The following is an 11,833-nucleotide window of genomic DNA, read 5'->3' on the forward strand; positions in this document are numbered from 1 at the left end:
GAGGCGTTTTGGAGTTCATTGCTATGGTTGCTAATAAAATTGAGTTTAAGGCGAGAGAGAGGCTATGAGCCAATAAAAAAAGCCTCGATAAAATCGAGGCTTATAGTGGCTTAATTGTTATTAGTAGAGGGTGCTCAAAATGAGCAGGATCTAAATCGAGTTTATTGTGCTGGGTGTACCTGAGGAAAGCTCATCGTAGGGTGCTTTTCTACGATGCTTTTATATCCATAAACATCCTCAATCATTGACGGCTTGAGCGCTTCCCAAGGGCTGCCATCGCACACTAGGTTGCCATCTTTCAGAACCACCAATCGGTCTGAGTACTGAGCCGCTAAGTTGAGGTCGTGCAATACCACGATAACGGCAGCATTATGATTGTCTGCAAGTTCTCTCGCGATCTTTAGCGTGTTGTGCTGGTGGGCAAGATCTAATGCAGAGGTGGGTTCATCGAGCATTAAGATGCATTGATCGCCAGAGTGGTGGAGTTGGGTGAGTACTCGAGCCAAGTGAACTCTCTGCTTTTCACCGCCAGACAGAGAAGGGTATAGCCTCTCTCCTAAGTGAGATACATCGGCGATGTCCATTTTTTGGTTCGCGATGTTGGTCAGTGTTTTGTTTGACTCTTGCAGTGGAATGCCACCAAGCTCGACAACTTCGCGTGCCAAAAATGGGAAGGTCAACGTACTGTGTTGAGGAAGCATAGCCAGATGTTTCGCCAACTTGTGTGAAGGCCATTTGTCTTTAGCATGCCCAAAATATTGAATGTCGCCGATACTTGATATCTCTTGGCATAAGGCTTTGAGCAGTGTGCTTTTGCCTGCGCCGTTTGGCCCAAGTAGTGTGGTTACCTTTCCTGCTTCAATCTCAATAGAAACGCCATCTAAAATCACTTTGCTGCCGAACTTCACTTCGATGTCGGTTGCTTTTAACGCTGCAGGAAACATTAAAGGATTCTCCCTTTCTGTTGGAATAGTAGGTACAAGAAGAAGGGCGCGCCAATAATCGCAGTGACAATACCTACCGGTAATTCGGCTGGTGCAAGAGCAACGCGTGAGAACATGTCTGCCGCTGTTAACAGTAGTGCACCTAGCACCGCTGACAATGGCAATAGAACTCGGTGATCAGGACCCGCTAACATGCGGCCTAAATGAGGGATCACCAGCCCGATAAAGCCAATCATGCCGGACAGGCTAACGGTGATCCCAACGCCTGCAGCCGTCAGTAGAATCAGCTGTCGTTTCAGTTTTTGAACTGGAATGCCTAGGTGTTGCGCTTCTGATTCACCTAAGAGTAAGGCATTCAAAGACATTGCTTGGCGGTAGAAAACGACGAATAGACCAACGAGGGTGACAGCAGCAAGTATAATCCCTGACCATTTAGCGCCTGCTAATGACCCCATCGACCATAGCGACAGGTCACGCAACATTTGATCATCTGCGATGAAGTTTAAGAAGCCAATCCCTGCACCTGAAAGTGCGCTGATCGCCACACCTGCCAATAGCATGATAGTCACTGAGGTGCCGAATTTGCCAGTACCAAGTTTGTAAACCAGCAATGTGGTTAGAGCGCCACCCAAAAAGGCAAATACAGGCACTGCGGCAAAGTTCATGAATGCCGGGTATTGAAGTGAAAGCTCAGAAAACAAAACAATAGCCAATGCCGCACCTAATGCTGCGCCCGCAGACACACCGATGATGCCAGGTTCTGCAAGTGGGTTTCTAAACAAACCCTGCATCACTGCGCCACACAAGGCGAGGATTGCACCAATCAGCATGCACAAGATGGTTCTAGGTAAGCGAATTTCTTGAATCACCAAGTTGATGTGAGGTGCTAAGTCATTGTTTGGTTGAATTAAGCTTGTGGCGCTGTCCGCTAAGCTAATGTTCATTGGCCCAACAGTAATCGAGTACAGTGCGACAAAAGCTAGGGTTGCACCTAGGCCGAACATCGATGTTTTCAGTGGGACGGATCGTAACAACATAAAGGGCCTCAATATCTATCTCTAACTTTAACCCCCTTTACTAACAACGTGAGTCTGTGGTGAGGGGGAGTGGATTAGCGATAGCAGAAATAGGGTGGTCGAGTTATAGCGGGTAGATAAGTGCGTTTAAACGCTTGGCTTCAGAGAGACTTTCTAGGCCAAGCCCACCAACCAAAGCACTGCCATTCACGGTGATGATTTGCTTGTTCATACCTGCAGGGGTTGCCGCTAACATGGGTAATGATTTAAGAATCGCATCAGCGCCGCCCATTTTTTGGTAACTACGGCCACTCACTAAAATGACATCAGGTTGCATTTCGACAAGCGATTCCATTGATAATGGTTTGTAAGATGTAAGGCTTTGAGCGGCTGGGTTGATACCGCCAGCCAACTCAATGATCGCATTTGGTGATGTTTCACCGCCAGCAACGTTCGCAGGGCGACCTTCGTGCAGCAATAGGAACAGTATTTTCTTTGCTTCATTCTTCGGTACTTGATTTGCTTTTAGTGCAGCAATCTTTTGATTCACATCGGCTTTGACTTGTTGTGAGTGATCTTCGGTGTGTGTGATCTTTGCGATTTGGTCGATACGTTTTAGTAGCCCTTCAACGTTAGCCTCGGTGTTGACGATTTCTACATCGATACCCGCCGATTTTAATTGAGAGATAGCGTTGTCTGGTCCCATTTCATCAGAACCAATCAATGTGGTGGGTTCGAGAGCAAGCAAGCCTTCAGCTGAGAGGTTTCTATGGTAGCCAATTTTTGGCAGGTTTTCTGCTTGAGGAAAGTGGCTGGTTACATCTATCGCGACTAACTGCTCTTCAGCACCTAATGCCAAAACCAACTCAGTAACGGCACTGCCAGCACTGATGATTCGAGGCTGTTCAGCGTCGTTGGCCATTGCGGGTGCGCTAAGTGCCAAGCTCATAGCGGCAACTGAAAGGAGATGTGTCTTGGTCTTTAATTTATTGAGCACGTTTAAGTTGTTCATAATAAGTTCTTTATATTTTCTTTTTGTATCGCGAAGATACTCAGTGAGCAGTCCGTTCGCATTGTGAGTTCGAATCTAAAGAGAGGCTGAGTTCTGGTTGTTTAGTCTTATCAATCAGGAGCCTAACCTCATGAAAATAGAGAGTTGTTCTAGTCATCGTCAGTGAGTAATTGAGTCGCTGGTATGCCGTTCTCTTGAAGGAATGAAAGCAACTTCACTAGGTTCTCCACGTTGGCGGCTTTATCTGCCCCAATGATGATTGGCTTTTTATTCGTAGAACCTGTCTCTTCTAACAAGGCTATCTTGAAATTTTCCCAGTCGATGTACTCTTGGCCGTTAATCGCCCAGTAGGGTTCGTGGTCTAAAATATTGACGCTAATCGAATCTTTGTGGACTTCAGAAACGTTTTTGACATCCGAGCTTGGTAGCTCAACTTCTAGCGATTCCAGCTTTACCGATGCCGTAAGCAATAGGAAAACCATCACGATAAAAATGATGTCGAGTAGCGGCGTTAAGTCCGGCGCTAGGCTTTGCGTGTTCGATGAGTTGGGCGTTTTAATCATGCTTGGCTCACATCACCGGTAGAAGCTTGGTTTACGGTTGCGCTATTCACATCGCCGGACTGATTGGTTTGAATCGACATGCCTTCTAACCATACATTCACATAGTTCAATGTATGCTCCAGTTGAGCTAGCACTCGATCGGCCCATAACCCTAGTAGCTGCGCCCCTGAGATAGCAGGAAGCGCAATCATCAAACCTGCTGCCGTGGTTCTCATTGCTAAGCCTAATCCGTCGGCTAGATCGTTCGGTGTAATGCTGCCTGTTGTAGCGGCAACACCTTTAAACATCTCAATAAGACCAAGTACTGTGCCAAGCAAGCCGATGAGTGGGCTGATCACGCCGATCAAACCAAGCAGTCTTAAACCTGCATGAAGCTGGTGGCGTTTTTCTTGTAGCCAAATACCAGCAGCATCTTCACGCAACCCTTTTGAGAAAGAGTGGTGAGCAAGCAACATTGACACGCCCTTGTACAATAGCGGTCGTTTACCTGAAATCGACTGAGCAAGCGCTTCAATTTCTTGGCTGTTGGTTGGTGATATTTGGTTGAGCTCGCGGCGAATAGCACGCTTGCCAACACCAATACTGAGCATGACTTGGAAGGTTCGCTCAGCGATGATCATTGCCGTGAGTGCTGAACAGATAAGTAAAGGCCAAGTCATTAAGCCAAGTTGATCTTGTAAGTAACTGATTTGTTGCATGATTAATCCAACCTAAAACGAACAGGTATTTGTACACGGTGAGCGATTGCTCGGCCGTTGACAGTGTGAGGTGAGAACTTCCATTGTTTAATGGCTTCTAATGCGGCGTTATCGAGCATCAGTGCGCCTGATGAATTTACTAATGCTTGTTTAACTTGTTTACCTTCAGCGTCTAGCCAGATCTCGTAAGTAGCTACACCCTCAATACCACGACGTCGTGCTTGGCGAGGGTAGTTTGGCGGTGTAGGGCGAGCAGAAAAGGATGGCTTCGTGACCAACACTGGCTCTTGGTTTGAGACGCCTTGGTTTACTTCCTGAGGCTGGTTGGCAGACTCGTCCATATTCTTATCGACTTTCTTGTCGGCTAACTTTTCAGGTTGTGGTGTTGATTCTGTTTTTGGTTTAGGGCGTTCTTTCTTCACGACCTTTTTCTCAGTCACATGTTTCTTTTGAACCGGTTTCTTCTCGACTTTCTTTTCAACGACCTTTTTTTCTACTTTCTTTGGCTGTGGCTTGTTGGTGATCGCCTTTTTCTTAGGTGTTGGTTTAGCTTGCTTGGGTTCAGCGGCTTTTGGCTCCGTTGGTTTAGGCTCAGCCTTTGAAACAGGTTCTTTGATTGGTTCTGGTTCTACGGGCTCAGTGACAGTTTTTTGTTGAGCTTGAGAAGGCATGCTCTTTGGAGTGAAGTTGATCGATACCGTGTTCGATTGGCTACCTGCAGGCATCGCAAATACTTTGGATTCTTGAGCGACAAACAATAGTGCCGCATGAATCACTAACGATGCGCCACCTGCAATAACATACCTAGGAACGTTCACTTTCAATCCTTTACCAAATCTAAATTCTGTAGCAGATTATTGCTTAGAATCTAAATAAGATCAATTATCAATTGCATTATCATTTGCGCCTATTTATGATTCTCTCAGTTTTTAGCGAATAGTCTTCCAGACTTTGCTATGTAAGTGTTTAGAGAGATTATATGAGTCTTAATATTTATAAATTTGACGAATCAATCTTGGGCATTTCTAGCCCTGATCCGCTTCGTTTTGCGTTTGCCAAAAAGCATTCTGCACACGCCGGAGGAAGCTCAATTCCGGTTGATCCGAGCAAGAAGTTGGAGCTCTTTGATGAGTTGATGTTGAGTGAAGGGAAAAAAGAGGATAAGCGTTGCTTGTATATCCATATTCCTTTTTGTCGAGTGCGTTGTACTTTCTGTAATTTTTTCCAAAATGCGGCAAGTCGCAAATTGGTAGACGAGTATTTCGATGCATTGATGGTCGAGCTCAAGCAAAAAGCCAACACACCATGGGCTCAGTCTGGATTGTTTCATGCCGTTTATATTGGTGGGGGAACACCAACCGATCTGTCGCCTAAACAAGTCGAGCTATTAGGTAAGGCTATTCGCCAACACTTCCCTCTAGCAAACGATGTGGAAATGACTTTAGAAGGGCGCATCAACCGATTCGGTGATGACATGTTCGACAGCGCACTTGAAGGTGGTTTCAACCGTTTCTCATTTGGTATTCAGAGCTTCAATACCAAAGTACGACGTAGCGCGAAACGTTTAGATGACCGTGAAGTGGTTCTAGAACGTATCAGCTCTTTAAGTCGTACTGAGCAAGCACCGATCGTTCTCGACCTACTGTATGGATTACCTTATCAGTCGATGGATGTGTTCCAACAAGATTTAGAAGACTACATGTCTACGGGCGCACACGGTATTGACCTCTACCAACTGATCGTTGCTGGCAATGCACCTATGCTTAATCTCGTTGAGAAAGGAAAAATCCCACCACCGGCCAACACACCCGATAAGGCAAGCATGTATTTAGCGGGCGTTGAGTTTATGGCTAAGCACAAAGTTAAACAGCTGAGCATAAATCACTGGACTCGCGATAACCGAGAACGCAGCATTTACAACAGCTTAGCGAAAACTTATGCCGAAGTGCTTCCGGTTGGTTGTGGTGCTGGTGGCAACATTGGCGGCCATGGTGTGATGCAACATCGAACTTTAGATAGCTACATGGAGTCTATTAAGCAAGGCCAATTACCTATTGCCATGATGACTAAACAGAGTGCCTTGGAACCGACGTTCTCCACATTAAAGGCCGGTTTTGATTCTGGTGTGGTTAGAAGAAGCACACTTCCAAGCTTTATGGGACAAGAGACGTTCGACTATTTAAAACCGCTGTTCGAACACTGGGAACAGAATGGTTTAGTTGAGCTATCTGAAGACTACCTGACTCTCACAATCGCTGGCAGCTTCTGGGCAGTAAGCCTAGCTCAGAGTGTAATTCAAGTGCTTAACGCTGAATATCAAGCGATGCACCCAGCGCAGAAAGCATCAGGTTCGGGGGTTCACCCGCATGCAAGCTTGAAGCACGCTTAATATCGAATTTTTAATTTTAAACTTACGTAAATTACTCGTTTATACGGAAATATATCCAATGACAGATACAACATTAGAAATGACAGAAACTCTAGAACAACGTGTCGCTCGCATTCTAGAAGAAGAGCCAAAACTGCTTCCTACAGCGATTGCTGAGAAGCTCGGAGTTTCAGAGGTTGAAGTGGTTGCTGCTTTTCCAAACGACATGGCAGTGATGCTAGATGGCAGCCGTGCTCAAGAAATTCTTGAAGGTTTAGTGGGTTGGGGCCCAGTGACTACAATCGTGCATTCATTCGGCTCAATCTTCGAAGTAAAAGCGCCGTTCCCGAAAGGCAATGTAGCGCGTGGTTACTACAACCTTATGGGCAAAGAAGGCGAGCTTCATGGTCACCTGAAACTCGACAACATCAAGCAGATCGGTTTGGTGAGCAAAGCGTTCATGGGTCGTGAAAGTCATTACTTCGGTTTCTTCAGTGAAACGGGCGAGAACATTTTCAAGATCTACTTAGGCCGCAATGAAAAACGAGAGCTTATTGCTGACCAAGTAGAACGCTTCAAAGCACTAAAAGAACAAGCTTAAAAAGAATCAGCAGTAATAGTTAATAAGACATCAATGCTCGAGGATCGTTTAGTTTGCTAATGATCGCTCAACCTCGGGCAAACATAATAAATCAGAGAAAGCGAAGTAAGGAACTACCCATGGAACAGCAAGTAAAACAAGAACGTCTACAAGGTCGCCTAGGTCCAGAAATTAAAGAGTTTCGCCAAGAGCGCCGTACCCTCCAACTGGCAACGGTTGATGAAGAGGGCCGCCCGAACGTGAGCTACGCGCCCTTCGTTCAAAACCAAGAAGGTTACTTTGTTCTAATTTCTGATATTGCTCGTCACGCTCGTAACTTGAAAGAGAACCCACAAGTTTCTTTGATGATGATTGAAGATGAAGAGAGCTCAAAGCAGCTTTACGCACGTAAGCGTTTAACGTTTGATGCGCAAGCGAGTGTTGTAGAACGTGAAACAGAGCTTTGGACTCAAGTGATCGGCCAGATGCAAGAGCGTTTCGGCGAGATCATTGATGGTTTGAGCCAGCTTCAAGATTTCTCTCTATTCAACTTGAAAGCAGAGAACGGCCTTTTCGTTAAAGGCTTTGGTCAGGCATACCAAGTATCGGGTGACGATCTAGTAGATTTCGTTCACTTGCAAGAAGGCCACAAAAAAGTATCTAACGAGTAACCTCATGTAACTGGTTATTTAAGAAGCCCTCCAATGTGAGGGCTTTTTTACGTCTAAAAATCGTTGTAAACACACTGGGCGTTGATGTGAGAAAAAGCAGACTAAATCAAACAGTTTGGTATATTGGCGTTTGATTAATATTTATGTGTAAGGATCGCTACGTGAAACCAGTAAGTCGAGATTGGGACGAGTTCTGTTACCCGTTTATTTATGAAGACAGTCCTATCTGTGATTTTGAGATTCTGTCGGACGAGCTTTGTTGCCGAGTTGGATTGGTTCTTTCATTGGAATTGGAACCACAAGTTCGCGAGATCCTGCAACGCCTGCAGCCGAACATCTATCATTTGAATGGTTCCGTACGTGGGAAGTTAGCGATTACTGAATCCGAACTGGTCGAGCTTAAGCAAGATTACCACCGCATCCGTGAGCAGTTAGAAGGTGGCTTCAAAGGGTTCGTATTACCTGGTGGGAATCGAGTATCGAGTGAGCTTCATTTGTGTCGTTGCCAGGCTAAGAAAGTGGTGCGAGCTTTGGTGAGCATTGAGCATCATGAAAGTAAAAAGTCACCGGATCCGATTCTTTTTAAATACGCTAACTTAGTTGCGAACACACTGTATGCATTGGCGTCTTTCACTAATCATGTCAATGAAGTAGAGGAAGTGGAATTCGTGAGTAAGAGCTATTCTATGCCCAAAAGCGCTACGCCGAAAAAGAGTGGCTAGCGATTAGCTCTATACTTATTGATATTTGAAGAAATAAGAGACTTAGAAGCTAAACCATTGAGCATGATGCTGGTTTAGCTTCGTGAAGAGCCCTAAGCAGCCGTAGAGGCGTCGTTTAAGACCTTTGCGCCGCGTAGCATGGCTTCGATTAACTCACCCGCATTGAACTTTTCAAGCGCTTCATGGGCACCCACCTGATTCGCACGATCAACACAGATCTCACTCGATAGTGAGGTATGCAAAATACAGTAAGCATGGCTCAATGCACTGTCGTTTTGTACTTCAAATGCAAGTTCGTAACCATCCAATCCCGGCATTTCAATGTCACTGACAAGAAGGTCAATCGCTTTGCCCACGCTAGCTTGGCGTCGCATTAGGTCAATCGCATCCAAACCGTTATTACAGATGCTATAAGGAATGTTGATGCTGTCGAGAGCGTCAGATAGCTGCTTACGCGCAATCAAAGAGTCATCCACCAATAAGATGTTTAGTGCCTTGAGGCGCTCCCTTTCTACATCGGTCAGCATTGGAATATGCGCGTTCTCGTAATCTGGGTAGATCTTAGAGAGCAGTAGTTCGACATCGAGCATTTGCACGATACGATCTTCAAAACGAGTAATGCCCGTCACAAATACATTACGACCGACACTCGCAGGTGGCGATTCAATACTCTTCCAATCACATTCAATGATTTTATCGATTGAGCGAACTAAGAATGCTACGACCGTTCTTAAGCAGTCGGTCACGATGAGTACACAATCATTGTATTCAGCGGGAGTGATCGGGCGAAAGCCAATCGCTGCAGACATATCAATCACTGGAACCGTAAGGTCGCGAATGGTCACGGTGCCAATCACATGGTGGTGAGAGTAGGGAATTTGGGTCATCGGTTGAAAAGGCACGATTTCCCTGACTTTAAGCGTGCCAATCGCAAAACTTTGAGTGAGGGACAATTTGAACATCAACATTCCCTGTGACTGACTCGCTTTACTGATCGGTTTGGCCATAATTGGCTCCTATTTACTACACGCTTAATTTATAAAGAATAATTTAAAGGGAAATAGCAGTCGCGGCAAGTAACTCTACTGTTTTTAGGGGCTTTAAGGCGGTTGTTTTCGGTTATTGAGTGAAGAATGGTGTTTCTTGGGTTAAAATCACGCTAAATACTCGCTGTCGACGAATGCAAGTCGGCAAGCAGACAGCAACAAACTGAGAGTTATCATGGCAAGAACAGCAGCAGCGCTTCATATTTTGGTGAAGCACAAAGAACAAGCAGAAGACATCATTAAACAGCTAAAAAAGGGCGCTAAATTTCAAACATTAGCGAAGAAGCACTCAACGTGCCCATCGGGCAAAAAGGGCGGCGATTTAGGCGAGTTCCAAAAAGGTCAAATGGTGCCTCAGTTTGATAAGGTTTGTTTTTCTGGCGAGACGCTGGTCCCACATCTTGTTAAAACGAAATTCGGCTGGCACGTGGTTAAGGTTCTTTATAGAACCTAGTGTAAGATATGTGTTAGATGGAATAGAAAGGAGCGTATATACGCTCCTTTTTTGTAACTTATCAGTGAATAATGGCTGAGTATTCATCCCAGACGTTATGCGATAATTGTTGCTACGCCCTCAACTATCCGCCGTGACTAATCGGCAGGAGGATGAGGGTTTTTAATGAGTAACTCATATAATAAACACCATTCTTGAGGAAATTTAAGCAGCTTTGCCTTTTAGCCTTTGCCTTATCTAGAAAGTTGTAAACGAGTTTGGTAGGAGAACAACATGGAGAGTTCAGCTATGTTAAGCAACCCAGCGACAGATGTTATTTTGCATGCCTTTGACTGGTGCTACGCTGACGTAATGAAGAACGCCCCACTGATCCAAGAGTTGGGTTATAAATCAGTTTTAGTTTCACCAGCGATGAAGTCGTTGCGCGGCCCTAAGGGCGCCGATAGAGCGTCTGGCACTCAATGGTGGCAACGTTATCAGCCACAAGATTATCGTGTGATTGATAATCAGTTGGGTGACACACAAGATTTTAAAGCGATGGTAGACACGTTAAAGCAACATGGGCTGCGTACCTATGTGGACGTGGTGTTCAACCACATGGCAAACGAGTCTGACATCCGCAGTGATCTGACCTATCCAAATGAACAAGATATGGCGTCTTACCAAAAAGACCCTGAATACTATGAATCTATCCGTTTGTTTGGTGATCTTTCTGAGTCGTTATTTAATGAAAATGACTTCGTAGAAGCGTTTGGAATCAAAAACTGGAAAGACACATGGGAAGTGCAGAATGGACGTATTACTGGCGGAGCCAGCGATCCGGGCTTACCAACCCTGTTAGACAACGACAATGTGGTTGAACAGCAGCGAGCTTACCTAAAAGCTATGAAAGCGATTGGTGTGAAAGGTTTCCGCATTGATGCTGCAAAGCACATGACACTGTCACACTTGCGCAAAGTGTGGACGGATGATATCTGCGAAGAAATGCACATCTTTGGTGAGATCATCACCGATGGTGGCGCGACAGAGGAAGAGTACCAACTGTTTCTTGAGCCCTACCTAAAGCACACTCGTTTAGGAGCTTACGATTTCCCACTGTTCAATACTATCTTCAAAGCCTTTGAAGAGCAGGGCAGTTTTAAATCTTTGATTAACCCGTACTGTTTTGGGCAAGCTTTGTCGAACATGAGAGCGATAACCTTTGCAGTAACTCATGACATTCCAAACAACGAGGTGTTTTTGGAGCATGTAATGGATGAAGTGGACGAGCGTTTGGCTCATGCCTTCATTCTTGGTCGAGATGGCGGTGTACCACTGGTTTACAGTGAATTAAGCACAAGTGGTATCCTGGATCAGAATGGTCAGCCTCGTTGGCTCAATGATTGGCAAGCGCCTTACATGAAAAGCATGATTCAATTCCACAATCATGTTCATGGTGAAGCGATGCGTGTGGTTGAAGCAAATGATGACTTAATGGTGTTTGTTCGTGGAGACAAAGGCATTGTTGTGATCAACAAGTCGAAGCGCAGCAAAACGGCTTCGCTGACTTGGACTGGGCCTGTAACGGATTTATTGTCCGGTGATGTGATTGAGTGTGTTGATAACACCGTTACGATCAAGGTTGAACCTAATCAATGCATGATGTTGATAACCAACTAATCTGAGCCTCATAAAGATCAATAGATCAGCCAGAAGATGAAAAGACCAAAAGAAAGGCCCGCATACTCGAGTGAGTAGCGGGCCTTTTTAATTTGAAGCT

The 11,833-nt window shown here is 45.3% G+C and carries 13 protein-coding genes; 6 read left to right on the forward strand and 7 right to left on the reverse strand.

Going from position 1 to position 11,833, the window contains the following annotated elements; genetic code table 11:
* Positions 1–161: 161 nt before the first annotated feature.
* The 6 genes from F0232_RS00960 to F0232_RS00985 all read right to left on the reverse strand — a co-directional run bounded on the left by F0232_RS00960 (position 162) and on the right by F0232_RS00985 (position 5,051).
* Positions 162–944 (reverse strand): heme ABC transporter ATP-binding protein, encoded by a 783-nt coding sequence (locus F0232_RS00960; protein WP_105058415.1) that lies wholly within the window; start codon positions 942–944, stop codon positions 162–164.
* Complete coding sequence (locus tag F0232_RS00965) at positions 944–1,981, reverse strand: iron ABC transporter permease (RefSeq protein WP_061032210.1); 1,038 nt, start codon at positions 1,979–1,981, stop codon at positions 944–946. Before F0232_RS00965 ends, F0232_RS00960 begins: the two co-directional genes overlap by 1 nt.
* A 103-nt stretch (positions 1,982–2,084) precedes the next feature.
* Positions 2,085–2,972 carry a hemin ABC transporter substrate-binding protein gene (locus F0232_RS00970; RefSeq protein ID WP_061032211.1) on the reverse strand — a complete coding sequence of 296 codons (888 nt, stop codon included), beginning with the start codon at positions 2,970–2,972 and terminating at the stop codon, positions 2,085–2,087.
* 149 nt (positions 2,973–3,121) lie between these two features.
* Positions 3,122–3,535: a biopolymer transporter ExbD gene (locus F0232_RS00975; RefSeq protein WP_105058414.1), complete on the reverse strand. Its 414-nt coding sequence runs from the start codon at positions 3,533–3,535 to the stop codon at positions 3,122–3,124.
* Positions 3,532–4,233 carry a MotA/TolQ/ExbB proton channel family protein gene (locus F0232_RS00980; RefSeq protein WP_105058413.1) on the reverse strand — a complete coding sequence of 234 codons (702 nt, stop codon included), beginning with the start codon at positions 4,231–4,233 and terminating at the stop codon, positions 3,532–3,534. The genes F0232_RS00975 and F0232_RS00980 overlap by 4 nt, the downstream gene beginning before the upstream one ends.
* A gap of 2 nt (positions 4,234–4,235) precedes the next feature.
* Positions 4,236–5,051, reverse strand: a complete 816-nt coding sequence (locus F0232_RS00985; RefSeq protein WP_105058412.1) for an energy transducer TonB — start codon at positions 5,049–5,051, stop codon at positions 4,236–4,238.
* Between the two features lie 161 nt (positions 5,052–5,212).
* Between F0232_RS00985 and hutW the strand changes: the two genes are divergently transcribed.
* The 4 genes from hutW to F0232_RS01005 all read left to right on the forward strand — a co-directional run bounded on the left by hutW (position 5,213) and on the right by F0232_RS01005 (position 8,574).
* Entirely contained in the window at positions 5,213–6,622 is a 1,410-nt protein-coding gene (gene hutW, locus F0232_RS00990; protein ID WP_105058411.1) for a heme anaerobic degradation radical SAM methyltransferase ChuW/HutW, read from the forward strand.
* Between the two features lie 58 nt (positions 6,623–6,680).
* Positions 6,681–7,202: a heme utilization cystosolic carrier protein HutX gene (gene hutX / locus F0232_RS00995; RefSeq protein ID WP_105058410.1), complete on the forward strand. Its 522-nt coding sequence runs from the start codon at positions 6,681–6,683 to the stop codon at positions 7,200–7,202.
* Between the two features lie 119 nt (positions 7,203–7,321).
* Positions 7,322–7,852: a heme utilization protein HutZ gene (hutZ, locus tag F0232_RS01000; RefSeq protein WP_102295703.1), complete on the forward strand. Its 531-nt coding sequence runs from the start codon at positions 7,322–7,324 to the stop codon at positions 7,850–7,852.
* Positions 7,853–8,013: 161 nt separating this feature from the next.
* The gene (locus F0232_RS01005) at positions 8,014–8,574 is read left to right on the forward strand and encodes an ATP:cob(I)alamin adenosyltransferase (protein ID WP_102332676.1); all 561 of its coding nucleotides are present in this window, start codon (positions 8,014–8,016) and stop codon (positions 8,572–8,574) included.
* 92 nt (positions 8,575–8,666) lie between these two features.
* Here F0232_RS01005 and F0232_RS01010 read toward each other — a convergent pair whose 3' ends face one another.
* On the reverse strand, positions 8,667–9,581 hold the full coding sequence (locus F0232_RS01010) for a chemotaxis protein (RefSeq protein WP_017630084.1): 915 nt from the start codon (positions 9,579–9,581) through the stop codon (positions 8,667–8,669).
* 163 nt (positions 9,582–9,744) lie between these two features.
* Here F0232_RS01010 and ppiC point away from each other — a divergent pair, with 163 nt between their 5' ends.
* Both ppiC and F0232_RS01020 read left to right on the forward strand, forming a co-directional pair.
* Complete coding sequence (gene ppiC / locus F0232_RS01015) at positions 9,745–10,074, forward strand: peptidylprolyl isomerase PpiC (protein ID WP_081090320.1); 330 nt, start codon at positions 9,745–9,747, stop codon at positions 10,072–10,074.
* A 273-nt stretch (positions 10,075–10,347) separates the two neighbouring features.
* Entirely contained in the window at positions 10,348–11,733 is a 1,386-nt protein-coding gene (locus tag F0232_RS01020) for an alpha-amylase family glycosyl hydrolase (protein ID WP_061032219.1), read from the forward strand.
* The last annotated feature ends 100 nt before the right edge of the window (positions 11,734–11,833 follow it).

Source organism: Vibrio sp. T3Y01, assembly GCF_013114525.1.
Taxonomy (GTDB): domain Bacteria; phylum Pseudomonadota; class Gammaproteobacteria; order Enterobacterales; family Vibrionaceae; genus Vibrio; species Vibrio chagasii_B.

What these genes read in the sequence shown, in the direction of transcription:
- F0232_RS00960 (WP_105058415.1), bottom strand. Translation starts at nt 944, where the DNA reads ATGTTTCCTGCAGCGTTAAAAGCAACCGACATCGAAGTGAAGTTCGGC.
- F0232_RS00965 (WP_061032210.1), bottom strand. Translation starts at nt 1,981, where the DNA reads ATGTTGTTACGATCCGTCCCACTGAAAACATCGATGTTCGGCCTAGGT.
- F0232_RS00970 (WP_061032211.1), bottom strand. Translation starts at nt 2,972, where the DNA reads ATGAACAACTTAAACGTGCTCAATAAATTAAAGACCAAGACACATCTC.
- F0232_RS00975 (WP_105058414.1), bottom strand. Translation starts at nt 3,535, where the DNA reads ATGATTAAAACGCCCAACTCATCGAACACGCAAAGCCTAGCGCCGGAC.
- F0232_RS00980 (WP_105058413.1), bottom strand. Translation starts at nt 4,233, where the DNA reads ATGCAACAAATCAGTTACTTACAAGATCAACTTGGCTTAATGACTTGG.
- hutW (WP_105058411.1), top strand. Translation starts at nt 5,213, where the DNA reads ATGAGTCTTAATATTTATAAATTTGACGAATCAATCTTGGGCATTTCT.
- hutX (WP_105058410.1), top strand. Translation starts at nt 6,681, where the DNA reads ATGACAGATACAACATTAGAAATGACAGAAACTCTAGAACAACGTGTC.
- hutZ (WP_102295703.1), top strand. Translation starts at nt 7,322, where the DNA reads ATGGAACAGCAAGTAAAACAAGAACGTCTACAAGGTCGCCTAGGTCCA.
- F0232_RS01010 (WP_017630084.1), bottom strand. Translation starts at nt 9,581, where the DNA reads ATGGCCAAACCGATCAGTAAAGCGAGTCAGTCACAGGGAATGTTGATG.
- F0232_RS01020 (WP_061032219.1), top strand. Translation starts at nt 10,348, where the DNA reads ATGGAGAGTTCAGCTATGTTAAGCAACCCAGCGACAGATGTTATTTTG.